Origin of the sequence: Microbacterium sp. dk485 (assembly GCF_004570445.1) — a bacterium.
GTDB lineage: Bacteria > Actinomycetota > Actinomycetes > Actinomycetales > Microbacteriaceae > Microbacterium > Microbacterium wangchenii.
Genome location: NZ_SPQW01000001.1, coordinates 1,842,727 through 1,868,977, shown reverse-complemented (window position 1 = coordinate 1,868,977; position 26,251 = coordinate 1,842,727). Strand labels below are relative to the sequence as shown.

Below are 26,251 nucleotides of genomic sequence, written 5' to 3'. Positions count from 1 at the left end.
GGAGGGATTTGAACCCGGTCCGGGAGTGAACGCTCATCGGTAGTCATGGTCGTTCCCGTTGATTCGATGCCGTTCGTGACCCTGTTCGACGACGTCCAGCGATGCTCGAAGTCGTTCAATCGGACGCAATCGAGACGCAGCTGAGCCCTCGTTCCCCGGCACCGCTAGCCCGGCGCGTGCCAGCTGATGGTCCCCCCGCGGCGTTAGCCCACGCCCGCGCTCGTGAATCGGTGGGAGTGCGAACCTACGGAACCTCCTGTGCGCCGAACCGCATCGATAGGCCCGCTGACGACCCGTGAGCGGGCCATGCACAAGTTGTGCTGCCCAGGCAGGTGGCACCCCACACCCGTGCGGGAGCTTGCTCGCACATGCGGCCGCGTTTCACACCGCTATGGGACCGGATTCAGCCGCGCGAGTTGCGTGACGTGGCCGGGCTCGAGCTCGTCGATCGACGACACCCCGAGCAGCTTCATGGTGCGCTCGATCTCGGTGCGCAGAATTCCGATGGCGCGTTCCACGCCCGCGCGGCCGCCGGCCATGAGGCGTAGAGATAGGCCCGCCCGATCAGGGTGAACTTCGCACCCGAGGCCATGGCCGCCACGATGTCGGCGGGGGGTGTGGGAGTCCGGATGGGCTCGAATCTGGCCCGCGACAGTTGCCCACCCGGCCAGGGAACACGACCCGCAGTTATTCGCCAAAGAGGGGATGACTGCGCCAGGTTCGGTCGAACGGATGGGGTGCTCCGCACTATCGCAGGCCCGAACTGGCGCGATGAGTTCGGCAACGAAGCTTTCGACGATGGCTCGTACCGTGACTGGTCGCAACGATCGCGCGACCGCGAGAGCCGCCACCAGCGCCGCGCGAGCGAGCGGCGCCGCGGCCGCCGGGGCCGCGGCGAGGCCGCCGAGCGGCGGGCGGATCCATCGCGCCTCCTGGGGTTTCCCCCAGTGAATCCTCCGGGCCGTAGCCCCGGCTAGGGCCAAAGGGCCCAGGGCGCGCCCCGAGTCGGAGTTCTCCCTTCCGCGTCGGAAAGTTTGATGACAGAGTGTCGGCATGATTCCGACACTGAGTACTTGGCCCCCAGGCAAGGACCGCGCGGGCCGCGAGCGGCCCCTTCTCGGACGACGTGCGCAAGCCTCTGCTGGAAAGACGAGCGACGTGCTCGTGGGGGGCGCGCCCGGACGGGAGGGGCCCCCATGTTCGGAGAATCGGTAACCGCGCCTGCGGCGGTCCGGCGACGTATTGTCGGCCAAGAATCGATACCCATCAGGATTTTCCTGGTTCATTCCCACGAGATATTCCGCCGAGGTCTGCGAGATCTCATCGGTGCGGCGCCCGACCTGGTGGTCGTCGGCGAATCCGGCTCGGTGCGTGAGAGTGCCGGGCGGATCGCGGTGAGCCTGCCCGATGTGGTGATCATCGACGCGGTGCTGCCCGACGGCAACGGGAGCGAGCTGGCTCGCAGCATCCGCGCGAAGAATCGCCGTTCACGCTGCCTGATTCTGGGCCGGCCCGGCCGCGAGGAGGTGCGCGGGGGTGCGGCGGCTGCCGGAGCCCACGGGTACCTTCCCGACGATGTGCAGGCCCGCATCCTGCTCGATGTGATCCGCCGGGTGGCGCGGGGCGAGCAGGTCGCCGCACGCATCGCCGTGACGCCCCGGCGCGAGCCGGACGCGACGTGGGCTCCTGACGGTGAAGGCGAACGCGACCCACACCTGACGATGCGGGAGCGTCAGGTGCTGCGCCTCATCGCCCAGGGCATGAGCAACCGGCAGATCGGCGAGCAGCTCGGCCTGGCGGAGAAGACCGTGAAGAATTACGTGTCCGCGCTGTTGGCGAAGCTGAACGTGCAGCGCCGAACGCAGGCGGCGATCTACGAGATGACCCACCAGCCGGGCCTGAACGCGGATCCGGTCCGGACCACGTGAACAAAGGGGTCGGTGGCGAGACATCGACGACCCGCCACCGACCCGGTCTCACAGGATCGGCAAGACCGCGAAGGGCAAGCGATACGAGGTCCGCTACAGTTCGAGCAGCTCCACACGGAGAACGGGTGGGATCTCCCTCCTAGCGCGAACCCCCGCGTTCGCCCCCTGTGACGCGGATCAGTTCGAGCCCGTTTCTGCTGCCGCCGAGCCGCAGCGCGCTCGGGCCGCTATCGGGCCTCCGCGCTTCTGACACCGCTTAACAGGGCCCGCTCAGGCGTATGCCCGATGTACGTGCCAGCCGTCCTCCGCTCGGTAAACGTCGAACACTAGGGACTCCCCCGCCGTGTCGGTTGCTTGGAACCTCCAGCCGTAGAGGCCGTGGTGATCCTCGAGCGGCGCGGTCCACACCGATTCCCGCAGACGGGTCGGTGTGTCGGTGACGCGCCAGCGGCGACCGGCGCAGACCATGCACGCCGGCACGTCGTTGACCATCCACAAAATGGGTTCGCGCTGGATCACGGGTGCGGTCAGGACACCGACAATAGAACAAGTGTTCGAATCTAACTGATGTCGTACCAACTAGCGAGGGAGGCGGTCGTGGGCACCAATCGGCGGTACGCCGGTCGTCTGCGCGGTGTTGCATCAAATGCAGGCGATCATGCAGTGAAGGCGGGCGGAATGGCCACCGTCAGGAACCCGCGACGTCAGCTCGGCGTTGCCTTGCGTCTACCACGTTCCCATTGAATGCACGATACGTGCGTTGAACGGGAGGGCAGGTCGTGGATCTCGGTGTGCCGTTCGGCTCTGCGAGGCTTCATCTGCTCCCGGGCGCGGTCGTTCTCAATGAGGACGTGGCGTTGTTCGAGGCGATGTTGAGCGGTTGGTCGGCTCAGCAAGTCGGTGGCCGGAATCTGCAAGCGCGAACGGTCGAGGGGCGGCTCAACCAGGTGCGGCTGTTCCAGCGGCACGCGGACTCGTATCCGTGGCTGTGGACGGCCGCTCAGTTCGACGAGTGGATGACGGACTTGGTCGCGGTGCGAAAATTGGCGTCCACGTCGATTCGGGGCTATCAGTTGGCTGTCCGTCAGTTCTGCGACTTTGTCTGCTCTCCGCACTACGGCTGGGTTGCCGAGTGCGAGCAGCGGTTCGGATCGCACCCAGTGCAGGTGTGTCATGACTGGAACACGCGCGTCCATGTTCAGGACTACGAGGGCGACCCGCGCCGCCGGCCGCTGACTCGGGAGGAGTTGCAGCGGCTGTTCGATCACGCGGACAAGGACGTCGAGGTCCGGTTGGCGATGAAGCGGAAGGCGCCGCGTCGGCGTACCGCGACGCGACGCTGCTGAAGGTGATCTACGGCTGGGGGCTGCGTGCTCGGGAAGCGCTGATGCTCGACACCGTGGACTTCTACCGCAACCCGAAACTACCCACCTTCGGCGACTTCGGCTTCCTCCGCGTCCGATACGGCAAGGCCTCCCGCGGGTCACCGCCCAAGCCCCGAACAGTCGCGTCGGTGATGCCGTGGGCGGTGGACGCGGTCGCCGACTATGTGGAGAACGTGCTGCCCCTGATGCGCAGCGGGAACGGGGCGGCGCAGTGGTGGTCCGAGCGTGGCGACCGCCTGGGCAGACGATCCCTGAACGACAAGTTTGCTCAGTTGCGAGACGACCTCGAGCTGGATCCGCGGCTCACCCCACACTGCCTGCGGCACAGCTATGCCACGCACCTCATCGAAGACGGCCACGACCCCGTGTTCGTGCAGCGGCAGCTCGGTCACGCCTATCAATCCACGACGGGTATCTACACGCACGTCTCCGAAGAGTTCGCCAACCGGCTGCTCAAGGACGCGCTCCGTCGCGTTCCCGCCCTCACCGTCTCAACCCAGGAGAACCCATGACCACCGTGATCGGCTATGAATGGCGGCTGCGTGACCAGATGGCAGCTGCCGGTATGTTCAGCACCACAAAGCTCATCCCGCTTCTCCAGGACCGAGGCGTGGATCTTTCCGCCAGCCAGGTCTACCGGCTCGTCACCGACAAACCCGAGCGGCTGAACCTCACTGTCCTTATCGCGCTGATGGACATCCTTGGCTGCGCGGCCGATGACCTCATCGTCAAAGTCGACCTCGGTAAGACCCGGGTGCCGAAGGCCGTGGGTGAAAGCGAGTCGGCGTCCACGGCGATCCGGGAACGCGGGCTTCGTCCGCGGCCAGCTCGAGTCACGGACTGATGGCAGCACCGACAACCTGCGGGCACGGCGGGCGCACCGCCGCGATCCACCTCGATGGCCGCTACTGCGACTGGTGCTATCGGAACGCACCACAGTTCCGGCGTCCGTGCGTTCGCTGCACCGAGGTTGACCACCTCAACGGGGCACGGCTCTGCCGCCGTTGCCGTGCCAGTGACCTCCTCGACGCCGTCTTCACCGACTCGATCCTCCGCGCCCAACCGGCACTTTCCGCGGTCCGTGACCACCTCCGGGATGCAGATCCCCGCTACGTCCTCCTCGTCAAGAGACGCGGCACCTCGTGGCAGCTCATCGAGAAAATCGCCGCTCTCGATCGCTCGGTCACCCACACGGATCTTGACCAGATGGGCACGCCCCGGTCCGTGTCACAGGTGCGCTCCTTGCTGGTCGACCTTCAGGTCCTGCCACCCCGTGACGAATACGCGGTCGCGGTCGAGGCCAACGCCCGTGCGGAACTGGCGTCATTGCCGCACCGAGCGGATCAGCTCGCGCTCCGACGCTTCTTCCGCTGGCAACAGCAACGACGCGCTGCCTCCACCCTCACGCTGTCAATGGCAGCCAACGACCGCACGGAACTGCGGGCAATCAGCTCGCTACTTCGGGCCCTCAACGTCGAAGGATTCACCATCGCGACCGGTGAACAACGGTGACGTCCCTGGGAGTGGTGGACTTTTCGGCAGCGAGTCCGGCGTCGTAGACGCTGGTGAGCCATCGTGCGATGGTCAGTGAGAACCGACCAAAGTTGCTCACAGAAAGACATACGCACGATGGCTCTTGACCAGTCTGCCCTCCTCGAGTTGCTCGGGAACTCAAGCTCCCGATGTCTCTGACCGAATCCGGGTCGCGACCGAGACGCTCTACCAGGAGTTGATTGACGCGGAAGCGGCCGCGTTCATCGGCGCCGCCCCGTTCGAACGCACCACCGACCGCGTCGCGCACCGCAACGGCACCCGTCCTCGCACTCTGACGACCACAGCCGGGGAATTGGAGTTGCGGATCCCGAAGCTGCGGCAGGGGAGCTTCTTCCCGTCGCTTCTGGAGCGACGGCGCAGGGTCGATCAGGCCCTGTTCGCGGTCGTGATGGAGGCCTATGTCCACGGCGTCTCGACCCGCAAGGTCGATGACCTCGTGAAAGCGCTCGGCGCGGATACGGGCATCTCGAAGAGCGAGGTGTCGCGGATCTGCGCGAACTTGGACGAGGACGTCGCCGCGTTCCGGGACCGACCGCTCGCCGACCAGGCCTACCCATACGTGTTCCTCGACGCGACCTACTGCAAAGCCCGCGTCGGCCGCCGCGTCGTCTCCCAGGCCGTCGTCATCGCCGTCGGCGTCGCCGCGGACGGGCGCCGAGAGATCCTCGGGTTCGAAGTCGGAGAGACGGAATCGCAACCGTTTTGGACCACGTTCCTGCGCTCACTGAAGGCCCGCGGGCTCGACGGGGTGCAGCTGGTCATCTCCGACGCGCACACCGGGTTGATCGCGGCGATCCAGACCGTGTTCGCCGGCGCGAGCTGGCAGCGCTGCCGGGGGCATTTCATGCGCAACGTCCTCGCGAACGTCCCCAAGACCGCCGGCCCGATGGTCGCGTCGATCATCCGCACGATCTTCGCCCAACCCGACACCGAACACGTTCTCGGCCAGCTCGACGAGGTCGTCCGCATGCTCACCCGCTCGCACCCGAAGATCGCCGACATGCTCGAGACCGCCCGGACCGACCTCCTCGCCTTCGCAGAGTTCCCGTATCCGCACTGGCGGCAAATCTGGTCCACGAACCCGCTGGAACGGCTGAACAAGGAAATCAAACGCCGCACCGACGTCGTCGGCACCTTCCCCAACCCCGCCGCGCTACTCCGCCTGGCCGGGCACGTCCTGATCGAGCAGCACGACGAATGGGACGGCGCGGACCGCCGCTACTTCAGCGAACACTCAATGAAGCTCCTGCACACCGAACCCCAGGAGGTGGCGATCCCGGAACTGACCGCGGCATAATCCAACCAGCTGACCTCGCACGGTGTTGAGAAACTCCACCACTACCGGGGACGTCGCCGTCGACCGGCGGGTGGGTAGCGTTCGCCCCTACAAGACCGCCGCCGGCAAGCGTTACGAGGTCCGCTACCTGGAGCCCGACGGCTCCAAGGGCGGGAAGCGAGGCTTCGAGCGCAAGCGCGACGCCGAACTGTGGCTCGCGGAAGTCGAGTCCTCGCGCGCGAAAGGCAACTTCGTCGACCCCAAGGCGGCGCGCGTGACCATCGACGCACTCGGGGAGACGTGGCTCGAGGCGAAGCGACATTCGATGAAGCCGTCTTCCTTCGCTCCGGTGGCGACAGCGTGGCGGCTGCGAGTACAACCGACCTGGGGCCGCTGGGAGGTCGGGGACATCAGACACACTGATGTGCGCGCGTGGGTGGCCAAGCTCACAAACGAGACAGGCGCCACTGTCACGATCCGGACGTTCGGAGTGCTCGCCAGCATCCTGGACGACGCCGTTTTCGACGGCCGGATCCCGAACAACCCTGCTCGAATGGGACGCGTGGGGCTGCCAAAGAAGAGCCGTGGTCGCCACGGGTACCTGACACACCAGGAAGTTATCCGTCTCGCGGAAGCATCCGGCGAACGGAAACTCCTGGTGCTCGTGCTCGCCTACACCGGGATCCGGTGGGGCGAGGCGGCAGCGCTCCGTGTCCGGGATCTGGACCTCGATCGCGGCCGTCTCCATGTGACTGCGAACGCCGTAGAGGTTCACGGGAAGATCCACGAGGGAACCCCCAAGTCGCACAAGGGGCGGCTTGTGCCGATTCCCCGCTTCCTCGTACAGGAGCTTAGAACGGCAGTGGAAGATCGTCCTCGTGATGCCCTCGTGTTCCCTGGCAAGGACGGTCAATTCATGCGACGCGCTCGGTCTGACAGCGGCTCAAAGTCGTGGTTCAAGTCCGCGTTGACGAAGGCTGATCTCCCCATCATGACTACCCATGATCTGCGCCACACCGCTGCGTCTCTCGCCGTGCAGGCCGGAGCGAACGTAAAGACGATCCAACGGATGCTCGGGCACACCTCCGCGGCCATGACGCTCGACGTCTACTCCGACCTCTTCGACACGGACCTCGATGCGGTGTCGGCTGCGCTTGATTCGGCGGCAGAGGAAGCTGGGATCGGCGCGCTCTTCGCCCGGGAAGATCCTGCCGACTGATCAAGGTTCCTGCGCTGCCGATCAGAATGTTGGCGGCTAGTCGCGCCCGCCAGACGTGCGTCCCGAATGGACGCAACAGCGCTACGAAGGCTCAGAGGTCGAGCCGGAACGCGCCGCTCTGAGGCGGTTTCGCGGAAACGGGACGCAATCGGGACGCAAATCGCCAGTCTGTGAGACGTCTATGGCCCACGATCCCAGTGTTTCCAAGGGATCCCGGGCCATATCTCGTGGCGGAGACGGAGGGATTCGAACCCTCGGTCCCCGTAAGGGGACTCCACCTTAGCAGGGTGGTGCACTAGGCCTGACTATGCGACGTCTCCAGGCATCCGACGCTGAAACGGCGGACACACCCGTCCATACTAACCGGCGCGGCACGCGTCGCTGAACGCAGGATGCGTCTACCGGAGATTTCCGTTGGAACAGGTGTTCTGCGCAGCCGTCTGCCCGGCGATCGTCGAGGGCAGCGCGACGGCGCTCTCCTGCGGGTCCGGCGTCTCGGCCGCACCCTCGGTGGGCTCGACCGGCTCGACGGGATCCGTCGGCTCGGCCGGAGTCTCACCCTCCGGCCCGCCCGCCTCGATGACGCCCTCGCCGCCGCTGATCTCGCCCGTCAGCTGCAGCGGCTGGTTCGCCTCCAGGGCGGCCCACAGCTGCTCGGCGGCGTCGTAGTCGGGCACGACGCGATTGGCGTCGTAGGGGTCGGTGAGGGTGGGGTACTGGACGAAGACGATCTCCTCGAACGGCACGTTCTTCACCGCGAGGGCGATCTGCACCAGAAGCAGCGGGTTGGTCAGGCTGGTCGAGGGATCGACGTTCTCGAGCGCGGTGGATGCCAGCTTGTAGAGGGTGCCCGGATCGGAGAGCACGTCCTCGCTCACGAGCTTGCGCGCGAGCTTGGACATGTACTGCTGCTGATTGCTGATGCGGCCGAGGTCACCACCGTCGCCCACGCCGTGGCGCGTGCGGAGGAACTGCAGGGCCTCGATGCCCTGGATGTTGCGGTTGCCGGCGGGCCAATCGATGCCGGTGTGGCGGTCGCGGATGCCGTTGGCGATGCAGACATCCACCCCGCCGATCGCGTCGGTGATGTTGATGACGCCGCCGAAGCTCACCTTCGCGGCGAAGGGGATGTTCTGCCCGCTCAGCTCAGACACCGTCTTCACGACGCACGACAGCCCTCCGTAGGAGAACGCGCTGTTGATCTGCTGCTTGCTCATCGCCGACGTCGTGCGGCCGTCCTGATCCGTGCACGAGGGGATCGGGAGCATCAGGTCTCGGGGGAACGACACCACCGTGACCCGGCGCGGGTTGTCGGAGATGTGCACGAGCATGTTGACGTCGTTGAGGGTGCCCTCGGAGTCCGGGCCCTTGCAGCGATCGCCGAAGTAGGCCGCGAACTCCGGCTCGCACTCGTCGGTGCCGGCGAGGAACAGGTTGACCCCGCCCTCGATGGCCCCGATGTCGGGGGGCACCGGCCCCTGGCCCTCGAGCTCGACGGCGTCGGCGGTGAAGCTGGAGGAGAGGTCGTAGGCGACGTACGCGGCGACGCCGGCGCCGGCCACGAGCACGACGGCGAGGGCCACCGCGATGATCCGCATGACCTGCGCGAACGGGTGGGGCGTGGTCAGCCGACCGTGACGGGCCACCGTACGGCGGCCGCGCTTCACGGGCTTGATCGAGCTCACGGTGTCCTTCCGGGCGGTCTCGCGGCGCCCATCTTATGGGCGCGCACCTGAGAACCCCGTGAGGACGGGCTGAACAAGCTCGTTCTCGGCGATCAGTGCGAGGGAGAGCTGACGGTACCCATGGCTTTCGAAGAAGACGGTGATGCGGTCATCCTCCACCGCCATGACGGTGCCCTCGCCCCACTGCTCATGGACGACGCGCTCGTCGACCGCGTACTCCCCCGCGGCCGCATCCGCCTGTGCCCCCGGCTCCTCGTACGCCGAACCGTCGGCGCACGTGTCGCAATTCCCGCACGGCTCGTCCAGGCTCTGCCCGAAGTAGCCGAGCAGCACGTGCCGCCGGCAGCGGCGCGTCTCGGCGTACCCGCGCATCATCTCGATGCGCGAGCGGTCGATGCGTTCGCGATCCTCGGTGCGCTCCATCGCGGCCGCCACGATCTGCTCCACGTCCAGGCCGGGGCGCAGGGCGGCGCCGTCGCGGGTGAGCCGCACCGACGCGGTGTCGGCCATGAGGGTCAGCAGCGCCGTCACCCGGCGCGGACTCATCCCGGCCGCCTCGGCGAGGTCGCTGCGCTTGGCAACCCCACCCTGGAGGGCCCGGACGAGCGCCCTCAACTCCCCTGCATCCGGATGCTTCGTGGCAAAGTAGCGTCGCAGGGCGAGGTCTTCCGGCCGGTAGTGCAGCGTCGCGTGGGCCGGTTCGCCGTCGCGTCCGGCGCGACCCATCTCCTGCGCATACGCGTCGACGGACTCCGGCGCGTCGGCGTGCAGGACGAAGCGCACATTGGGCTTGTCGATGCCCATGCCGAACGCGGAGGTCGCCACGACCACGTCGAGGTCGTCCGCGTGGAAGCGGGTGTGCACGTCCGCCCGCTCCCGTGCGGGAAGGCCGGCGTGGTACGCGACGGCGCGCAGGCCACGGTCGGACAGCTCGGCGGCGTACTCCTCCGCGCCGCGCCGCGTGGCCGCATACAGCAGTCCGGGCGTGGGGAGCGCGGCGATCTCGTCGAGCACCGCCGCACGCTTGTCGGCGTCGGTGGCGTGCCGACGGACGGCGAGGGCGATGTTCGGGCGGTCGACGTCGCCGGCGAGCACGAGCGGATCGCGCATGCCCAGGCGCTCCACGATCTCCTCACGGACGGGGGTGGATGCGGTGGCCGTGAGGGCGAGCACGGGCGGGCGCCCGAGACGCTCGGCCACCGCATCCAGGAGCAGGTAATCGGGGCGAAAGTCGTGCCCCCACGACGCGATGCAGTGCGCTTCATCCACGACCAGGAGCGACACCTGCTGCTCCGCGAGCCGGTCGACGACGTCGGGCTTGGCGAGCTGCTCAGGCGCCAGCAGGACGTATTCCACCTCGCCCGCCGCGACCCGCTCCCACGCCTTGCGCTGCGCCGCCGCGCCGCGGGCCGAGTTCATCGCGACGCCGACCGGGGCATCCGGCGCCTCCTCCAGGCGCGCGAGCTGATCCTCCTGCAGCGCGATGAGGGGCGAGACGATCGCGGCGAGGCCGGGCCGCAGCGCCGCGGCGATCTGGTACACCGCCGACTTGCCGGAGCCAGTGGCCCACACCACCAGCACGTCGCGGCCGGCGACGGCGGCTTCGATGGCCTCCCGCTGCTCGGGCCGGAGCCTGTCGAGGCCGAAATAGTCGCGCGCGACGCGCGCGATGTCGTCAGAGCTCATGGGAGTCACTCCATGCGATGCCGCGGCTGCGGGCGCGGGGGTTGTGCGGAGGGTGTGGGATTCGAACCCACGGGACATTGCTGCCCACTGGTTTTCAAGACCAGGTCCATCGGCCGCTCGGACAACCCTCCCGACGACGCCTTGCGGCATCCGTCGACGGCCGAGTCTAGTCGAGCGGCGCGGGGCGACGCGGAGTCACAGGGCGCGGAGGATGGCGGCGACCCCGCCCTCGGTGACCGAGAGCCCGATCTCACCGGCGGCCGTGCGCACCTCTTCGGGACCTTGCCCCATCGCGACTGCGCGACCGCCGTTGCGCAGCGCCCACTCGAACATCTCGAGGTCGTTGCGCCCGTCGCCCATCACGAGCACGTTGGCGGGGTCGATGCCGAGCCATCCGCGCACGAGTTCGAGGCCCGTCGCCTTGTTGACGCCCTGCGGGGCGATGTCGAGCCACGCCGTCCAGCCGATCGCGTACGACACCTGGGTCAGGCCGATGCGGGAGACGAGCTCGAGGAAATCGGTATCGGTCTGGCCGGGCGAGACGACCACGACACGGCAGACCGGCTGGTGTGAGAGGGCCTCGAACTCGACGCGGTCGGCGCCGCGGAGGTTCCAGTCCTCCAGGTACTCGGTGTACAGGCGCGTGCCGTCGGGCAGCTCCACGAGGTAGCGGGCGTCGGAGAGGTGCTCCTGCAGCAGGGTCAGGACCTCGGCGGGGTCGAAGGTCTCCACATGCACGCGCTCGTACTCCGCGGCCAGCGAGCCTTCTACGGCCGGAACACCCCGAGCACCGGCATGCGCCGATCCCTGAGCCTGCCGAAGGTCGCGGCGCCCCATCACGATGGCGCCGTTGGAACACACCGCGTATTCGGGACGGATGTCCAGCAGCTCCATGATGCGGTGCGTGCTCTCCCAGCTGCGTCCGGTCGCGAGCATCACCTCGTGACCGCGCTGGTGCGCGTGCGCGACGGCTTCGACGACGCCCGGGCTCGGGCTCTCGTCCTCGAGGATCACGGTGCCGTCGATGTCGAGCGCGATGAGCAGGCGCCCAGTGGATGCGTCGTCGACGGCGTCGACCGCTTCCGCGGCGTCGTCCTGGTCGACGACCCGCACGCTCCCGGTGTCGGCCAGCTCCGCGTCGCCGGGCGTCATGCGATCGGCTCCAGCACCGTGAGGCCGCCGAGGTAGGGCTGCAGGACCTCGGGCACACGCACGGATCCGTCGGCCTGCTGGTGGGTCTCCAGCAGCGCCACGATCCACCGGGTCGTCGCCAGCGTACCGTTGAGGGTCGCCACCGGCTGGGTCTTCCCGCCGTCGGGGCGGTGGCGGATGTCCAGGCGACGCGCCTGGTAGGTCGTGCAGTTGGAGGTGCTCGTGAGCTCGCGGTACGCCTGCTGGGTGGGAACCCAGGCCTCGACGTCGTACTTGCGCGCGGCGCTGGAACCGAGGTCGCCGGCGGCGACGTCGATGACCCGGTACGCCAGGCCGAGGTCCTGCAGCATCCCCTCCTGCATGTCGACGAGGCGCAGGTGCTCCGCCTCGGCGGTGTCGGGGTCGGCGTAGACGAACATCTCGAGCTTGTTGAACTGGTGCACCCGGATGATGCCGCGGGTGTCCTTGCCGTACGACCCCGCCTCGCGCCGGTAGCACGTCGACCACCCGGCGTAGCGTTTCGGGCCCCGCTCGAAGTCGAGGATCTCGCCCATGTGGTAGCCGGCGAGGGGCACCTCGCTCGTGCCGACGAGGTAGAGATCTTCACCGTCGAGGTGGTAGACCTCGTCGGCGTGCTCGCCGAGGAAACCGGTGCCGCGCATCACTTCGGGGCGGACGAGGGTGGGCGGGATCATGGGCGTGAACCCGGCGGCGAGCGCGCGGTCCAGGCCCAGCGTCATGAGCGCGAGCTCGAGGCGGGCGCCGATCCCGGTGAGGAAGTAGAAGCGGCTGCCGGAGACCTTCGTGCCGCGCTCCATGTCGATCGCGCCGAGCTTCTCCCCCAGGGCCAGGTGATCCAGTGGCTCGAAGTCGAACTGCGGCACGTCGCCGTGCGTGCGGAGGGTGACGAAGTTCTCCTCGCCACCGGCGGGAACGCCGTCGAGAACGATGTTCTCGATCTTTGCGAGGGCGGCGTCGGCTGCCTCCTCGGCGGCGGTCACCGCGTGCTGGGCGGCCTTGACGCGCTCGCTGAGGTCCTTCGCCTCGGCGACCAGCGCCGCCTTGTCGTCCTTAGGCGCCTGCGCCACGCGCTTGCCGTGGGCGTTCTGGGCGGCGCGGAGTTCTTCGAACGCCGTGATGGCGGCGCGACGGTCACGGTCGGCGGCGAGCGCAGCATCCACGGTCTCCGGCGAGACGCCCCGGGCCGTCTGCGAGCGCTTCACCCGCTCGGGATCTTCGCGCAGCAGGGTCAGGTCGATCACGGCTCAATCCTAGGCCAGCGGTTTTCCGTTCCGGCCCGGCGTGAACCGTCGCGCCGGGTGCCACGGAAACGGGCTATGGGCCCGGTGGCGGCCCTAGTGTGTACCCATGGCGCCTGATGCGGACACCCCGGAAACGGACGAGACGATTCCGCGGAAAGACGAAGCGGCGGCGTTCGAGGCCGATCCGCTGCGTGATGACGAACCGCGTCCGGCGACGGATGCTCCCGGCCCGCGCGGCGCGAACACCGACGCCCCCGACCCGGCCGAGGCGGCCGCGCCCGACGACGTCATCCGCGAGCCCGACGACGTCGCGCCCGATACGACCGACGGGGAGGTCGGCGAGGCCGTTCAGGTCACCGCCGACGGCCAGCAGACCACGATGGATGCTCCGCCCACCGACCTCAAGCGAGCGGCCCTGGTGTACAACCCCACGAAGGTCGACCCCGCCCAGCTGCGCGACCTCGTGGCACGCCTGGCGCGGGAGGCCGAGTGGGCCGAGCCGCTGTTCTTCGAGACGACGGTCGATGATCTGGGCGACGACGCGGCGCGCGCGGCGCTGGACGAAGGCGCCGACGCGATCCTCGTGGCCGGCGGCGACGGCACCGTGCGGGCCGTGAGCGAGGCGCTCACCGACACCGGGGTGCCGCTCACGATCGTTCCCAGCGGAACGGGGAACCTGCTCGCCCGCAACCTCAATCTCCCCCTGGCCGACCCCGAGACGATGGTGCGGGCCACCTTCGACGGCGACGTGCTCGCGGTCGACGCCGGCGTGGCGCGCCTGCGCCGCACCGACGGCTCGACCGAGGAGCACGGGTTCGTCGTGATGGCGGGCATGGGGCTGGATGCCGCGATGATCGCCAACACGCGGCCGGAACTGAAGAAGACCGTGGGATGGGTCGCGTACGTCGACGGCGCCGCCCGCTCGCTGGTGACGGCCAAGCCGTTCCGCATCGTCTACCAGCTCGACGACCAGCGCCTGCACTCGGCGCGGGTGCAGAGCATCCTGTTCGCCAACTGCGGCTCGCTGCCGGCGGGCATCGCCCTCATCCCCGAGGCCTCGATCGCCGACGGCAAGCTCGATGTCGCCGTCATCCAGCCGGCCGGGCCGTTCGGCTGGCTGGGCGTGTGGCGCAAGATCTGGTGGGACAACTCCTTCCTGCGCCGCTTCCGCGCCGGGCGCCGGGTGCTCGAGCGGCGGGGGCGGGACGCGTCCGTGCACTTCCGCCGCGGGCATGAGATCGAGACGGCGACGAGCCCGGCGCAGCCGGTCGAGCTCGACGGCGACGAGTTCGGCGAGGCCACCCGCATCTACTGCCGTATCGTCCCGGGCGGGCTGCAGATCGTCGTCCCCCGCGGTCACGACACCTCCTCGCTCTGACCCCTGTCAACCCCGCGATGGCGGGGCAGGGGCTGCGTAGCGTGACGGCATGACGAGCCCGTCCCTGGTGTGGTTCCGCGACGACCTGCGCGTCGCCGACAACCCCGCACTCCACGCGGCGCTGGAGCGCGGCGGGCCGATCATGGGTCTGTACGTGCTCGAGGAGTCGGGCGGCATCCGGCCCCTCGGCGGGGCCGCGCGCTGGTGGCTGCACGGATCCCTCGCCTCTCTCGCCGACGAACTGCGCGCACGCGGGTCGACCCTCGTGCTCCGTCGCGGCGATCCCGCGACCGTCGTGCCCGCCGTTGTCGATGAGCTCGGTGCCGGCGCGGTGTTCTGGAACCGGCGGTACGGCGGCATCGAGCGCGGCATCGACGCCGGCATCAAGGCCGCGCTGCGCGCGCACGGAACCGAGGTCGCCTCGTTCTCGGCCTCGCTGCTGTTCGAGCCGTGGACGGTGCAGACCGGCTCGGGCACCCCGTACGCGGTGTTCACGCCCTTCTGGCGCGCATGCCGGAGCCTTCCCGCTCCGCGTGCGCCGCAGCCGGCACCCGACACGATCCCGGGGCCCTCGGCGATCCCGCGCTCCGACGACCTCGCGGCGTGGGAGCTGCGCCCCGCGCATCCGGATTGGGCGGAGGGCCTGGCCGAGCTGTGGGAGCCCGGCGAACCGGCGGCCACCGCGCGCCTGGCGCAGTTCCTCGCCGACGATCTGGCGGACTACGACCGCGCGCGCGACGAGCCGGCCGCTGAGTCCACCGCGCGCCTGTCGCCGCGGCTGCGGTGGGGCGAGCTGAGTCCGCACCAGGTGTGGCATGCCGCCGTGCAGCACCGGGAAGCGGACGCATCCCGGTTCCTGTCCGAACTCGGATGGCGCGAGTTCGCGTGGCACACGCTGTTCCACTTCCCCGACCTGGCGACGAAGAACTGGCGCGCCGAGTTCGACGCCTTCCCGTGGCCGCGCCTGAACCGCGACCACCTGGCGGCGTGGCAGCGGGGTCGCACCGGTGTCGCCCTCGTGGACGCGGGGATGCGCGAGCTCTGGCGCACCGGCTTCATGCACAACCGGGTGCGGATGGTCACGGCGTCCTTCCTCGTGAAGAACCTGCTGATCGACTGGCGGCACGGCGAGGAGTGGTTCTGGGACACGCTCGTCGACGCGGATGCCGCCAGCAACGCGTTCAACTGGCAGTGGGTCGCCGGATCCGGCGCCGACGCCGCCCCGTACTTCCGGATCTTCAACCCCGAACGCCAGCGCGACCGGTTCGACCCGAATGCCGAGTACATCCGCCGCTGGGCGCCCGAGCACCTCGCCGCCGATCCGCCTGCCCCGATCGTCGATCTGGCCGGCACCCGCCGTCAGGCGCTCGACGCGTACGATGCGGTCACACACGCCCGCTGAGCCCCTCCACCGCCTACGCTCGGACCACCGCTCATGTCAGGAGATCGCTTGTCTCAGCCGCCCTACCCCGCCCCGCAACCGTACGCCGGCATCAGCGAGAAGTCGTGGCTGGCGACCCTGCTGCTGTCGATCTTCCTCGGCGAGTTCGGGATCGACCGCTTCTACCTCGGCAAGATCGGCACCGGCATCCTCAAACTCATCACGGTGGGCGGCTTGGGCGTGTGGTGGCTGATCGACCTCATCCTCATCATCGCCGGCGCCATGAAGGACAAGCACGGCCTCCCGGTCGAATACGTTCGCGGCCGCTGAGCGGGAATGACTGACCGGCGACGGCGGTTGCCACGAGGGATGAACGCTCCCGCCCTCTCCGTCCTCGACCTGGTGCCCGTCCGCGACGGGCAGACGAGCGCGCAAGCGGTCGCCTCCTCCCTCGACTCCGCCGTGCACGCCGACCGGCTCGGCTACCGCCGGTACTGGTTCGCCGAGCACCACAACATGCCGGCGGTCGCCTCGACGACCCCGCCGGTGCTGATCGCCGCAGCCGCATCCCGCACCGAGCGCATCCGCGTCGGCTCGGGCGGTGTCATGCTGCCCAACCACTCCCCGCTCGTGGTGGCGGAGCAGTTCGCGGCGCTGGAAGCCATCGCCCCCGGGCGGATCGACCTCGGCCTCGGACGGGCGCCCGGCTCCGACGCGGTCATCACGCAGCTGCTGCACCGCTCGGGCGCGACCAGCGACGTGGAACGCTTCCCCGATCACATCACCGACATCATCGCGCTGTCCTCCCCCGAGGGCGCCACCGTCCGGTTCACCTCCGGCGGCGAATACACCGTGCACGCCACCCCGGCCGCCACCGGCGCTCCCGAGGTGTGGCTCCTCGGCTCCAGCGACTACTCCGCGCAGCTGGCCGCACGCTTCGGGCTCCCGTACGTGTTCGCCAACCACTTCTCCGGCGAAGGACTCGAGCGGGCGCTCGACCTGTACCGCACGCAGTACCAGCCGAGCCCGCAGCATCCCGAGCCCCGCACGTTCCTGACCGTCAACGTCATCGCCGCCCCCACGGCCGAGGAGGCGGAGGAGCGCGCCCTGCCGCAGCTGCGGATGATGGCGAGGCTCCGCACCAACCGCCCGCTCGTGCCGCTGGAGACCGTTGAGCAGGCTCAGGCCGACCCGTGGGACGGGATGGCGAACAGCCTCATGACCGCCGCCCGCTCGAAGTGGTTCGTCGGCACCGGCGACCACGTGTCGGCGGAATTGTCGGCCTTCGCCGCGCGGTTCGGCGTGGACGAGGTCATGATCTCCCCCGTCGCCGGCTCGTACGACGGTGAGCCCCTGGACACCGCCCCCGGCCGCATCCGCACGCTCGAGCTGCTCGCCGCGCCGGCCCGGGTGGCCTGAGCTCCCGGGCGGCGGCGCGCGTAACCGGACCGCGACATGCCCGCAAGGCCCGGTACCCCCGGCGCACGCGGGCGTACCCTCGACCCCGTGAGCGAAGCCACCGCATCGGCCGGTCCGACGCGCGCGCCGGTGAGCACCGGCCGCGCCATCCTCAACACCGTGAAGGGCTCGGCGGGCAACCTCGTCGAGTGGTACGACGTCTACGTCTACACCGTCTTCGCGACGTACTTCGAGGCGCAGTTCTTCGATCAGGACGACCGTAACTCGACGTTCTACATCTATGCGATCTTCGCCGTGACCTTCATCATGCGGCCGATCGGATCGTGGTTCTTCGGACGGTTCGCCGACCGCCGCGGCCGCCGCGCCGCCCTCACCGTCAGCATCACACTCATGTCCGCGTGCTCGTTCCTCGTGTCGGTCATGCCGACGCGGGAGGCGATCGGCATGTGGGCGGCGGTGATCCTCATCGGCGCGCGGCTCGTGCAGGGCTTCGCCACCGGCGGCGAGTACGGCACGTCGGCCACCTATATGTCGGAGGCGGCCACCGCCCGCCGCCGCGGGTTCTTCTCCTCCTTCCAATACGTCACCCTCATCGGCGGCCACGTGCTCGCGCAGTTGACGCTGCTCATCGTGCTCGCGGTCATGCCGGTGGAAGCGGTCGAGGACTGGGGATGGCGCATCGGCTTCTTCGTCGGCGGCATCGCCGCCCTCGTGGTGCTGTGGCTGCGCCGGACGATGGACGAGTCCCTCAGCGAGGAGCACCTGGAGGCGGTGCGCTCGGGCGCCGACCGCGATTCGGGGTCGCTCAAGACCCTCTTCACCTCGTACTGGCGGCAGCTGGTGTGGGTGTTCCTCGTCACGGCGGGAGGCACGATCGCCTTCTACACCTACAGCGTCAACGCCCCCACCATCGTCAAGACGGCCTTCGGCGAGGAGGGAGCGGTCGCGGCGACGTGGACCAACCTCCTCGGACTCATCTTCCTCATGCTGCTCCAGCCCCTGGGCGGACTGCTGAGCGACCGCGTCGGGCGCAAGCCGCTGCTGGTCTTCTTCGGAATCGGCGGTGTCCTCTACACGTGGGTGCTCATCACCTTCCTCCCGCAGACGCAGTCACCGCTGGTCGCGTTCGCCCTCACGGCGGTGGGGTACGTCATCCTCACCGGCTACACCTCGGTGAACGCGATCGTGAAGGCCGAAGTGTTCCCCGCGCGCGTGCGGGCGCTGGGCGTGGGCCTCGGCTACGCCCTCGCCAACTCGGTGTTCGGCGGCACGGCGCCCGCGGTGTACCAGGCCTCCCTCACCGGCGGCGGGGTGACGTGGTTCATCGTCTACGTCACCGCGGTGATCGCGGTGAGCCTCACGGTGTACATCTTCTTCATGCGCAACCGGGCCGAGACGCCGCTGGACCGCGAACAGGGCAGCGCGTGGGTCACCCTGCAGGACGCCCCGCGTCCCTGACCCTCACCGCACGCGCCGCCGAGCTCGGCTCAGGCAGATGCGCCGTCGCGGGCGAGCACGGGGTAGTCGGTGTATCCCTCGCGACCACCGCCGTACGCCTTGGTCAGGTCGGGCTCGGCCAGCGGAGCGCCCTCGGCGAGCCGGTCGACCAGGTCGGGGTTGGCGATGTACGCGCGGGCGAAGGAGACGAGGTCGGCCTCGCCCCGTGCGACGCGGTCCAGCCGCGCGCTGTCATCGCGTGAGTCGGGGGTGACCGCATTGAGGATGAGCGCGCCCTTCCACGCCGCCCGGATCACCGGGGTCAATCCCGCGTCACCGGCCTCGACCAGGTGCAGATACGCCAGCTGCAGGCCGTTGAGCCGCTCGACGAGAAGCGGGTACAGCGTCGCGGCATCGTCCTCGGTGGTGTCGCCGAGGCCATTGGCGGGCGAGATGCGCAGCCCGGTCCGGTCGGCGCCGATGGCCGCGGCGACGGCCTCGACGACCTCGACGGTGAAGCGGATGCGATTGCGGGCGCTTCCGCCCCAGTCGTCCGTGCGCTGATTGGCGTTGGTGGCGAGGAACTGGTGCAGCAGGTACCCGTTGGCGCCGTGCACCTCCACCCCGTCGAATCCGGCCGCGACGGCGTTGCGTGCGGCGGCGGCGAAGTCGGCGATGGTCGCGCGGATCTCGTCCTCGTTCAGCTCGGCGGGCTGCACGTGATCCCTCGGCCCCTCGGGGGTGAAGACGGATCCGGCCGCACGGACCGCCGACGGGGCGACCGGGGTGAGCGCGCCGGAACCGACGGCGGCGGTTGTGGCGGGATGCCCGATGCGACCGGTGTGCATGAGCTGGGCGACGATCACGCCGCCTGCTTCATGCACAGCACCGGTCACGGCCGTCCACGCCTCCACCTGCTCGTTCGTGTGCAGGCCTGGGGTGTCGGGATAGCCCTGCCCCACCGGGCTCGGCTGCGTTCCCTCCGTGATGATGAGCCCGGCACCGGCGCGCTGGGCGTAGTAGGTGGCCATGTCGGCGTTGGCACGGGTGCCGAACGCGCGGCTGCGCGTCATGGGGGCCATGACGATGCGGTTCCGGAGCCGGAGGCTGCCGATCGTGATCGGCTCGAATGCCGTCACGGGGGTGGGTGCTGAGTGATCGCTCATGCGGATGCTCCTGTTCGAGGTGGCGGAATGCCACTACTTGCTCGAACAACGAAAACCGCCCGGCGTATTCCTTGCTCGAGCAACTTTCTTCCACGCGTCAAGGGGCGGCGGAGCAGGAGCGGATCCCGCGGCTAGAGCCGGTCGCCTGCCTCGCGCAGCGGGGTCTCCAGTCCGGTCAGGAGGGCCAGCAGCTGCCGACGCTCGTCCTTCCCCAGCGACCCCGCCGTCACCGCCTCCAGTTCCGCCCACGCCGCCTCGACGTCGGCCCGTAGGCGGACGCTGGCCTCCGTCGCCTCGACGACGCTCACCCGCCGGTCGACGGGGGAGGGTCCGCGACGGACGAGGCCGGCCCTCTCCAGCCGTCCGATGCTGCGCGTCATCGACGGGGCATCCGTATCCAGCGTCTGCACCAGGTCGGTCATGCGCTGCGGGCCGTGCTCCCACAGGGTCATCAGGACTAGTTCCTGCCCCGGCCGCAGCCCGGTCGATCGCAGGAGCTTGGCCGCGAGGGCCTTGTGCGCTCGGGCCACCCGGAAGATCGCGGAGCTCAGGGGTCCGGTGGACAGCCGCATCGGCTCAGGCATGTCCACAGCGTAGAGGACCCCCGAGCGGGGTCAGAGGAGGCGGGCGGTACCCGAGACAGTGATGCCGCCGGCGGCGGGGATGTCGACCACGAGCAGACTCGGCCGCCCCACGTGCCGGCCCTGGCGGATCCCGACGCGCGCGGGGGCGTCCACCGCCGCGAGTTCGCGCAGGTACCCGCCGAAGGATGCCGCGGCCGAACCCGTCGCCGGATCCTCCGTGATCACCCCGACCGGGAAGAGGTTGCGGGCCTCCCACACCGTGTCGGCCGCGCGCAGCATCACCGTCACGGTGCCCGCCCACCCCTCGGCATCCATCAGCGCCCGCACCGCCGCCGGGTCGAACGTGAACCCGTCGAACACGCCGGCGTCGTGGAGGACGAGCACGGGATGCCGGTTGCCCGCGTACGCGATGCGCGGCGGCAGATCGGGGTCGAGGTCTTCCTCGCGGATGCGCAGGAGGTGCAGAAGGCGGGAGAGCACGGCCGGGGCGAACTCCTCGATCCGCGGCTCGACGCTCGTGAACGACGCGCGCAGGACACCGTCCGCCCCGCGCGAGGTCTCCAGCTCGACCGGGCCCACCGGGGTCGCGAACGTGAGGGAGCCCGCCCCGTCGCGCGCGGCCACCGCGACGGCGGTCGCGATCGTGGCGTGACCGCAGAAGGGCACCTCGGCCAGCGGGGAGAAGTATCGGATGCCGCCGTCGGCGCGCAGGAACGCCGTTTCGGAGAAGCCCACGTCGGCGGCGATGCGCTGCATGTCGGCATCGGTGAGGCCGTCGGCATCCAGCACCACGCCCGCGGGATTGCCGCCGCCGGGGCGATCCGGATCGGCGAACGCGGCGTACCGCAGCACCGCGGGCATCAGCTCTCCGGCTCTCCGCTCAGGAGTCCCCGCAGCCAGTCGCGGGCCTCGGCGAACACGTCGTCGGAGTATCGCGGCGGGTAACGGACGATCGCGCGGTCGGCCCGCGCGTACGAGCCGAGGAAGATCACCTTGGGGCTGAAGCGGCGCAGCCCCAGGAGGGCATCGGCCATGCGCTCGTCGTGGACGTGGCCGTCCGCGTCGATGACGAAGCGGTACCGCCCGAGCGCGTCTCCGATCGGACGCGACGCCAGCAGGCTGAGGTTGATGCCGCGCGTGGCGAACTGCTCCAGCAGCTCCAGCAGGGCGCCGGGGTGGTCTTCGGGCAGCTCGACGATGAGCGAGGTCTTGTCCGCCCCCGTGGGCGGGGCGGGAGCGACGGTGCGGCTGACGAGGACGAAGCGCGTCACGGCGTTGGCGTTGTCCCCGATCCCCTCGGCCAGCACGGCCAGCTCGTGGTGGGCCACGATGCCGGGGGCGGCCACGGCGGCATCCGCATCCGAGGTTCCGTCCAGGATCCCCAGGGCGCTGGCCACGTTGCTGGCGGCGGGGATGTGGGCGTGGGCGGGGAGGGTCGCGGTGAGCCACTGCAGGCACTGCGCGTAGGCGACCGGATGCGCCGCCACCAGCGACACCTCCTCCATCCGCGTGCCGGGGCGGGCCACGAGGACGAAGTTCACCGGCACGAGGTATTCGCCGATGATCCGCAGGCCCGGCATGGTCGCCAGGGCGTCCTGAGCCGTCGACACCCCGCCGTCCACGGAGTTCTCGATCGCGATCATGGCCGCGTCCGAGCGGCCTTCCACGACGTCGGCCAGCGCTTCGCCGACGTTGCGCACGGGCCGCCAGATCTGATCGCGGGCCTCGGGCACCTGCGCGAGCGCGGCTTCCGTGAAGGTTCCCGCCGGCCCCAGATAGCTGTACGTACGGCGGACGGGCGGGTTCTCGTGCTCGGACGTCACGGCGATCAGCCTAGACCCGCCCCGGCGCCGGGCTCGCTGCGCGGCGAGGCCCGCGATTGCCAGAACGGGATCGATCGTGTCAAATCGGTGCCGCTCGGCGCGCGCGCGAGGCAGACTGGGAGGATGAGCAGTCGCGCAGGACTTCCCGCCGAAGCATCCGATCTCATCGACGTCGACGAACTGATCAACGCCTACTACGACCGCAAGCCGGATGCGTCTGTCCCAGGGCAGCGCGTCGCGTTCGGCACGAGCGGCCATCGCGGGTCGTCGCTGTCCACGAGCTTCAACGAAGACCACATCCTCGCCACGACGCAGGCGATCGTCGACTACCGCGCCGGCCAGGGCATCACCGGGCCGCTGTTCCTCGGCCGCGACACGCACGGCCTGTCGCTGCCGGCCGAGCACACCGCGATCGAGGTGCTTGTGGCCAACGGCGTCGACGTGCGCATCGACTCGCGCGACTCGTGGGTGCCGACCCCTGCGCTCAGCCACGCGATCCTCACCCACAACCGCGGGCTCGCCGCCGATGACCCTGGCCGCGCGGACGGCATCGTCGTGACCCCCAGTCACAACCCGCCGCGCGACGGCGGTTTCAAGTACAACCCCCCGCACGGCGGACCCGCCGACACGGATGCCACCAGCTGGATCGCCGACCGCGCGAACGAGCTCATCGCCGGTGGCCTGTCGGGCGTGCGTCGCACCCGCCATGCCGACATCGACCTGGATTCGCTCGGCGAGTACGACTTCCGCGACGCCTACGTGCGCGACCTCGCGAGCATCATCGACATCGACGCCATCCGCTCCGCCGGCGTGCGCATCGGCGCCGACCCGCTGGGCGGGGCATCCGTGGAGTACTGGGCCCTCATCGCCGAGGTGTACGGCCTCGACCTCACGGTCGTGAACCCCGATGTCGACCCGACGTGGCGGTTCATGACGCTGGACTGGGATGAGAAGATCCGGATGGATCCGTCCTCGCCCTCGGCGATGGCCGCCCTCGTCGCCCGTCGCGACCAGTACGACATCCTCACCGGCAACGACGCCGACGCCGATCGGCACGGCATCGTCACGCCCGACGCGGGGCTGATGAATCCCAACCACTACCTCGCCGTCGCGATCGACTACCTGTTCTCGCACCGCCCGGGGTGGCCCGCGGATGCGGCGGTCGGCAAGACGCTCGTGTCGTCGATGATCATCGACAAGGTCGTCGCCTCGCTCGGCCGGTCGCTGTACGAGGTTCCCGTCGGGTTCAAGTGGTTCGTGCCGGGCCTGCTGGACGGCACGGTCGCCTTCGGCGGCGAGGAGTCGGCCGGCGCCTCGTTCCTCCGCACCGACGGGAGCGTGTGGACGACCGACAAGGACGGCATCCTGCTGTGCCTGCTCGCCGCGGAGATCCTCGCCGTCACCGGCAAGACCCCGTCGCAGCGGTACGCGGAGCTCGAGGCCGAGTTCGGTGCGGCGGCATATCAGCGCGTGGACGCGCCCGCGACGCCCGCGCAGAAGGCGCAGCTGGCCAAGCTGTCGCCCGACGCGGTGACGGCGACCGAGCTCGCCGGTGAGCCCATCACGGCGAAGCTCTCGCACGCCCCCGGCAACGGGGCCGCGATCGGCGGCGTCAAGGTGCAGACCGCCGACGCGTGGTTCGCCGCCCGGCCCTCCGGCACCGAGGACGTGTACAAGCTCTACGCCGAGAGCCTGCGCGGCGAGGAGCACCTGCGCGAGGTGCAGGCCGAAGCCCGCGCCGTCGTCACGGCCGCCCTCGGCGACGCCTGACCCTGATCGAGGGCGGGCGGCGCTCGGGTCAGAGGGCCAGGGTGCGCGCGAGGCGCGCACCCGCTTCGTGCAGCCACCGGGCCGGCTCGGCGAGCGCGGCGGCGGATGACCCAGCCAGGTCGGTGAGCGAAAGGGATGCCGCGAAGGCCGACGTGTCGGCATCCGCGGCGACTCGTCCGGCCACCAGTGCCGTGCGGCCAGGGGCGAGCGACGCGACGAAGGCGGGCACCTTGCCGGCCGCCGACTGCGCGTCGTAGGCCCCCTCGCCGGTCACCACGACGTCGGCCGTCGCCGCGGCCGCCGGCAGCCCGGTGAGGGCGGCGACGTGCCGCGCACCGGGGACGAGCTGCGCACCCCACACCGCGAGGCCCCAGCCCGTTCCGCCGGCGGCGCCCATCCCCGCCGCGGCGGCGACGACCGACGGCACGAGCGCCGACAGGCGCGCCAGGCCGGCATCGGCACGGGCGACTCCCGCGTCGTCGAGGCCCTTCTGCGGGCCGAACACCGCGGCGGCGCCCTGCGGGCCGAGCAGCGGATTCGTCACGTCCGTCAGCACCACGGCCCCGGCCGGTGGCAGGGGGCGCAGCCCGGTGAGATCGGCGGCGGCCACGGTGTCCAGGCCCGCCGCACCGGGGGCCACCGGATCGCCCGCCGCATCCGTGAACCGCGCGCCCAGCGCCGTGAGCATCCCGACGCCGCCGTCGGTGGAGGCGCTCGATCCGATCCCGAGGATCAGGCGGGTGACACCGGCGTCCAGCGCTGCGGCGAGAGCCTGCCCGAATCCGGTCGTCGACGCCGACTCCGGCAGCCGCCGGTCACCGAGCAGCTCGATTCCCGAGGTGTTCGCCAGCTCGATGACGGCGCTGCCCACCGGCGCGTCGGGCGTCGGCGGAAGCAGGAGCCAGGACGCGACGATCCGCTCCCCGTCCGGCCCCGTCACGGTGACGGGGATGCGCTCCGCGCCGCGCACGGACGTCGCCACCGCATCGAGGGTGCCTTCTCCGCCGTCGGCCATGGGGCGCAGGACGAGGTCGTCGTGCGGGCGCACTGCGCGCCATCCCTCCGCCAGCGCCCGAGCCGCCGCGGCGGCGGGCAGCGTGCCCTTGAAGCTGTCGGGGGCCAGGACGACGCGACTCACGCGGTCGATGCTATCGGGGGTGCGGGGGCGGTCCGGAGCTCTCGCGCACGACGAGCTCGGCGGCGACGGTGATGGCGGCCGGCGGAGCATCCTCCTCGACCATCGCGAGCAGCGCCGTGAGCGCCTGCGCCCCGAGCGCGTCGAAGTCCTGTCGCATCGTCGTCAGCGGCGGCCGGTACTCCGCGGCGTCGACGACGTCGTCGAACCCCACGATCGCGACGTCGTCGGGGATGCGGCGCCCCGCGTCGGAGAGGGCGCGGATCGCCCCGAGTGCCATCTGGTCGTTTGCTGCGAAGACGGCGGTCGCGCCGGGGAGCGCGGATGCGGCGGCGTGCCCTGAGCGGGAGGTCCAGTCCCCGCGCGCCACCGGCGGGACCGGCGCGCCTGCTCTCCGCAGGGCGAGGAGCCACCCGCGCTCGCGTTCGACCGCGGCGTACGAGCCGCCCGGCCCCGCCAGGTGGTGCACCGTGACGTGACCGCGCGCGAGGAGGTGCCCGACGGCTGCCGCCGCCGCCTCGGCGTGATCGGTCTGGACGATCGTGAACCGCTCGTCCGTCGGCGAGTCGACGACCACGAGGCTCATGCCGGCGGGCGGTGCCACGTCGCGCAGGAGCGTCGTGGCCTCGTTGAGCACGATCGCACCGTCCACGCCCTGGTGCCGGAGGCGCGCGAGGGCATCGGCGATGGGATGCTGCGGCGTGAGGGTGACCACCGCGAGGGCGTAGTCGCGCAGGGCGGCCGCGACGGAGATGGCCTGCAGCATCCGGGAGTTGCCGACCGAGGCCAGCGTCGAGACGACGACCCCGACGGTCTGCGACCGGCCGGTGCGCAGGGCGCGGGCCGCCGCGTGGGGGCGGTACCCGAGGTGGCGCAGGGCCTGCTCGACGCGGGCGCGGGTGGCCGGATCCACGCGCGGGCTGCCGTTGACCACGCGCGACACCGTCTGCCCCGACACGCCGGCGCGGGCGGCGACGTCCGACATCGACACGCGCCGCGGCTGCGCCATCC

Annotated in this window: 22 protein-coding genes, 2 tRNA genes and 2 pseudogenes; 13 read left to right on the top strand and 13 right to left on the bottom strand. The window is 70.2% G+C overall.

What is annotated here, in order from left to right; genetic code table 11:
* Positions 1-389 precede the first annotated feature (389 nt).
* Positions 390-610, bottom strand: a pseudogene (locus E4V99_RS08775) (alpha-hydroxy-acid oxidizing protein); the annotation flags it as partial.
* A 586-nt stretch (positions 611-1,196) separates the two neighbouring features.
* Between E4V99_RS08775 and E4V99_RS08770 the strand changes: the two are divergent.
* The 7 genes and pseudogenes from E4V99_RS08770 (at position 1,197) to E4V99_RS08740 (ending at position 7,362) form a co-directional block, all read left to right on the top strand.
* The gene (locus tag E4V99_RS08770; RefSeq protein WP_135116977.1) at positions 1,197-1,928 is read left to right on the top strand and encodes a response regulator transcription factor; all 732 of its coding nucleotides are present in this window, start codon (positions 1,197-1,199) and stop codon (positions 1,926-1,928) included.
* A 779-nt stretch (positions 1,929-2,707) separates the two neighbouring features.
* Positions 2,708-3,274, top strand: coding sequence for a hypothetical protein (locus E4V99_RS18620; RefSeq protein ID WP_245233145.1), 567 nt, complete (start codon positions 2,708-2,710; stop codon positions 3,272-3,274).
* A 2-nt stretch (positions 3,275-3,276) separates the two neighbouring features.
* Positions 3,277-3,825 carry a tyrosine-type recombinase/integrase gene (locus tag E4V99_RS18615; RefSeq protein WP_245233144.1) on the top strand — a complete coding sequence of 183 codons (549 nt, stop codon included), beginning with the start codon at positions 3,277-3,279 and terminating at the stop codon, positions 3,823-3,825.
* Positions 3,822-4,157 carry a helix-turn-helix transcriptional regulator gene (locus E4V99_RS08755; protein WP_135116976.1) on the top strand — a complete coding sequence of 112 codons (336 nt, stop codon included), beginning with the start codon at positions 3,822-3,824 and terminating at the stop codon, positions 4,155-4,157. Before E4V99_RS18615 ends, E4V99_RS08755 begins: the two co-directional genes overlap by 4 nt.
* Positions 4,157-4,825: a zinc ribbon domain-containing protein gene (locus E4V99_RS08750; RefSeq protein ID WP_135116975.1), complete on the top strand. Its 669-nt coding sequence runs from the start codon at positions 4,157-4,159 to the stop codon at positions 4,823-4,825. Before E4V99_RS08755 ends, E4V99_RS08750 begins: the two co-directional genes overlap by 1 nt.
* 117 nt (positions 4,826-4,942) lie before the next feature.
* A pseudogene (locus E4V99_RS08745) lies at positions 4,943-6,164 on the top strand (IS256 family transposase).
* 22 nt (positions 6,165-6,186) lie between these two features.
* Positions 6,187-7,362: a site-specific integrase gene (locus E4V99_RS08740; RefSeq protein WP_245233143.1), complete on the top strand. Its 1,176-nt coding sequence runs from the start codon at positions 6,187-6,189 to the stop codon at positions 7,360-7,362.
* Between the two features lie 228 nt (positions 7,363-7,590).
* Here the strand turns inward: E4V99_RS08740 and E4V99_RS08735 are convergent.
* The 6 genes from E4V99_RS08735 to serS all read right to left on the bottom strand — a co-directional run bounded on the left by E4V99_RS08735 (position 7,591) and on the right by serS (position 13,147).
* Positions 7,591-7,682: transfer RNA gene (locus E4V99_RS08735), tRNA-Ser, on the bottom strand.
* Between the two features lie 78 nt (positions 7,683-7,760).
* Positions 7,761-9,047, bottom strand: coding sequence for an LCP family protein (locus E4V99_RS08730; RefSeq protein WP_240742731.1), 1,287 nt, complete (start codon positions 9,045-9,047; stop codon positions 7,761-7,763).
* Between the two features lie 33 nt (positions 9,048-9,080).
* The gene (locus E4V99_RS08725) at positions 9,081-10,733 is read right to left on the bottom strand and encodes a RecQ family ATP-dependent DNA helicase (RefSeq protein WP_167747824.1); all 1,653 of its coding nucleotides are present in this window, start codon (positions 10,731-10,733) and stop codon (positions 9,081-9,083) included.
* A gap of 46 nt (positions 10,734-10,779) precedes the next feature.
* Positions 10,780-10,864: transfer RNA gene (locus E4V99_RS08720), tRNA-Ser, on the bottom strand.
* Between the two features lie 64 nt (positions 10,865-10,928).
* Positions 10,929-11,885, bottom strand: a complete 957-nt coding sequence (locus E4V99_RS08715; protein ID WP_135069389.1) for an HAD hydrolase family protein — start codon at positions 11,883-11,885, stop codon at positions 10,929-10,931.
* Entirely contained in the window at positions 11,882-13,147 is a 1,266-nt protein-coding gene (serS, locus tag E4V99_RS08710; protein ID WP_135069392.1) for a serine--tRNA ligase, read from the bottom strand. The genes E4V99_RS08715 and serS overlap by 4 nt, the downstream gene beginning before the upstream one ends.
* 106 nt (positions 13,148-13,253) lie before the next feature.
* Here serS and E4V99_RS08705 point away from each other — a divergent pair, with 106 nt between their 5' ends.
* From E4V99_RS08705 to E4V99_RS08685, 5 genes are all read left to right on the top strand, one after another.
* Complete coding sequence (locus E4V99_RS08705) at positions 13,254-14,525, top strand: diacylglycerol kinase family protein (protein WP_135116974.1); 1,272 nt, start codon at positions 13,254-13,256, stop codon at positions 14,523-14,525.
* Positions 14,526-14,574: 49 nt separating this feature from the next.
* The gene (locus tag E4V99_RS08700; RefSeq protein ID WP_135116973.1) at positions 14,575-15,927 is read left to right on the top strand and encodes a deoxyribodipyrimidine photo-lyase; all 1,353 of its coding nucleotides are present in this window, start codon (positions 14,575-14,577) and stop codon (positions 15,925-15,927) included.
* Between the two features lie 48 nt (positions 15,928-15,975).
* On the top strand, positions 15,976-16,236 hold the full coding sequence (locus tag E4V99_RS08695; protein WP_240742732.1) for a TM2 domain-containing protein: 261 nt from the start codon (positions 15,976-15,978) through the stop codon (positions 16,234-16,236).
* 39 nt (positions 16,237-16,275) lie between these two features.
* Positions 16,276-17,325, top strand: coding sequence for an LLM class flavin-dependent oxidoreductase (locus E4V99_RS08690; RefSeq protein WP_135069404.1), 1,050 nt, complete (start codon positions 16,276-16,278; stop codon positions 17,323-17,325).
* Positions 17,326-17,412: 87 nt separating this feature from the next.
* Entirely contained in the window at positions 17,413-18,783 is a 1,371-nt protein-coding gene (locus E4V99_RS08685; RefSeq protein WP_245233142.1) for an MFS transporter, read from the top strand.
* A gap of 29 nt (positions 18,784-18,812) precedes the next feature.
* Here E4V99_RS08685 and E4V99_RS08680 read toward each other — a convergent pair whose 3' ends face one another.
* The 4 genes from E4V99_RS08680 to pheA all read right to left on the bottom strand — a co-directional run bounded on the left by E4V99_RS08680 (position 18,813) and on the right by pheA (position 22,335).
* Positions 18,813-19,928, bottom strand: a complete 1,116-nt coding sequence (locus E4V99_RS08680; protein ID WP_135116971.1) for an alkene reductase — start codon at positions 19,926-19,928, stop codon at positions 18,813-18,815.
* Between the two features lie 131 nt (positions 19,929-20,059).
* Positions 20,060-20,512 carry a MarR family winged helix-turn-helix transcriptional regulator gene (locus E4V99_RS08675; RefSeq protein ID WP_205805808.1) on the bottom strand — a complete coding sequence of 151 codons (453 nt, stop codon included), beginning with the start codon at positions 20,510-20,512 and terminating at the stop codon, positions 20,060-20,062.
* A 30-nt stretch (positions 20,513-20,542) separates the two neighbouring features.
* Entirely contained in the window at positions 20,543-21,373 is an 831-nt protein-coding gene (locus E4V99_RS08670) for a PhzF family phenazine biosynthesis protein (RefSeq protein ID WP_135116970.1), read from the bottom strand.
* Positions 21,373-22,335 (bottom strand): prephenate dehydratase, encoded by a 963-nt coding sequence (pheA, locus tag E4V99_RS08665; RefSeq protein ID WP_135116969.1) that lies wholly within the window; start codon positions 22,333-22,335, stop codon positions 21,373-21,375. The genes E4V99_RS08670 and pheA overlap by 1 nt, the downstream gene beginning before the upstream one ends.
* A gap of 123 nt (positions 22,336-22,458) precedes the next feature.
* Here pheA and pgm point away from each other — a divergent pair, with 123 nt between their 5' ends.
* Positions 22,459-24,105 carry a phosphoglucomutase (alpha-D-glucose-1,6-bisphosphate-dependent) gene (pgm, locus tag E4V99_RS08660; RefSeq protein ID WP_135069416.1) on the top strand — a complete coding sequence of 549 codons (1,647 nt, stop codon included), beginning with the start codon at positions 22,459-22,461 and terminating at the stop codon, positions 24,103-24,105.
* A gap of 28 nt (positions 24,106-24,133) precedes the next feature.
* Here the strand turns inward: pgm and E4V99_RS08655 are convergent, their stop codons facing one another.
* Both E4V99_RS08655 and E4V99_RS08650 read right to left on the bottom strand, forming a co-directional pair.
* Entirely contained in the window at positions 24,134-25,243 is a 1,110-nt protein-coding gene (locus E4V99_RS08655; protein WP_135116968.1) for a glycerate kinase, read from the bottom strand.
* 10 nt (positions 25,244-25,253) lie between these two features.
* Positions 25,254-26,249, bottom strand: coding sequence for a LacI family DNA-binding transcriptional regulator (locus E4V99_RS08650; protein WP_135116966.1), 996 nt, complete (start codon positions 26,247-26,249; stop codon positions 25,254-25,256).
* Positions 26,250-26,251 lie beyond the last annotated feature (2 nt).

Bases quoted from the DNA above. Each gene is read 5' to 3' on its own strand.
- E4V99_RS08755 (WP_135116976.1), top strand. From the start codon at position 3,822: ATGACCACCGTGATCGGCTATGAATGGCGGCTGCGTGACCAGATGGCA.
- E4V99_RS08650 (WP_135116966.1), bottom strand. From the start codon at position 26,249: ATGGCGCAGCCGCGGCGCGTGTCGATGTCGGACGTCGCCGCCCGCGCC.
- E4V99_RS08690 (WP_135069404.1), top strand. From the start codon at position 16,276: ATGAACGCTCCCGCCCTCTCCGTCCTCGACCTGGTGCCCGTCCGCGAC.
- E4V99_RS08670 (WP_135116970.1), bottom strand. From the start codon at position 21,373: ATGCCCGCGGTGCTGCGGTACGCCGCGTTCGCCGATCCGGATCGCCCC.
- E4V99_RS08680 (WP_135116971.1), bottom strand. From the start codon at position 19,928: ATGAGCGATCACTCAGCACCCACCCCCGTGACGGCATTCGAGCCGATC.
- E4V99_RS08770 (WP_135116977.1), top strand. From the start codon at position 1,197: ATGTTCGGAGAATCGGTAACCGCGCCTGCGGCGGTCCGGCGACGTATT.
- pgm (WP_135069416.1), top strand. From the start codon at position 22,459: ATGAGCAGTCGCGCAGGACTTCCCGCCGAAGCATCCGATCTCATCGAC.
- E4V99_RS08675 (WP_205805808.1), bottom strand. From the start codon at position 20,512: ATGCCTGAGCCGATGCGGCTGTCCACCGGACCCCTGAGCTCCGCGATC.
- E4V99_RS08705 (WP_135116974.1), top strand. From the start codon at position 13,254: ATGGCGCCTGATGCGGACACCCCGGAAACGGACGAGACGATTCCGCGG.
- E4V99_RS08715 (WP_135069389.1), bottom strand. From the start codon at position 11,885: ATGACGCCCGGCGACGCGGAGCTGGCCGACACCGGGAGCGTGCGGGTC.
- E4V99_RS08750 (WP_135116975.1), top strand. From the start codon at position 4,157: ATGGCAGCACCGACAACCTGCGGGCACGGCGGGCGCACCGCCGCGATC.
- E4V99_RS08700 (WP_135116973.1), top strand. From the start codon at position 14,575: ATGACGAGCCCGTCCCTGGTGTGGTTCCGCGACGACCTGCGCGTCGCC.
- E4V99_RS08725 (WP_167747824.1), bottom strand. From the start codon at position 10,733: ATGAGCTCTGACGACATCGCGCGCGTCGCGCGCGACTATTTCGGCCTC.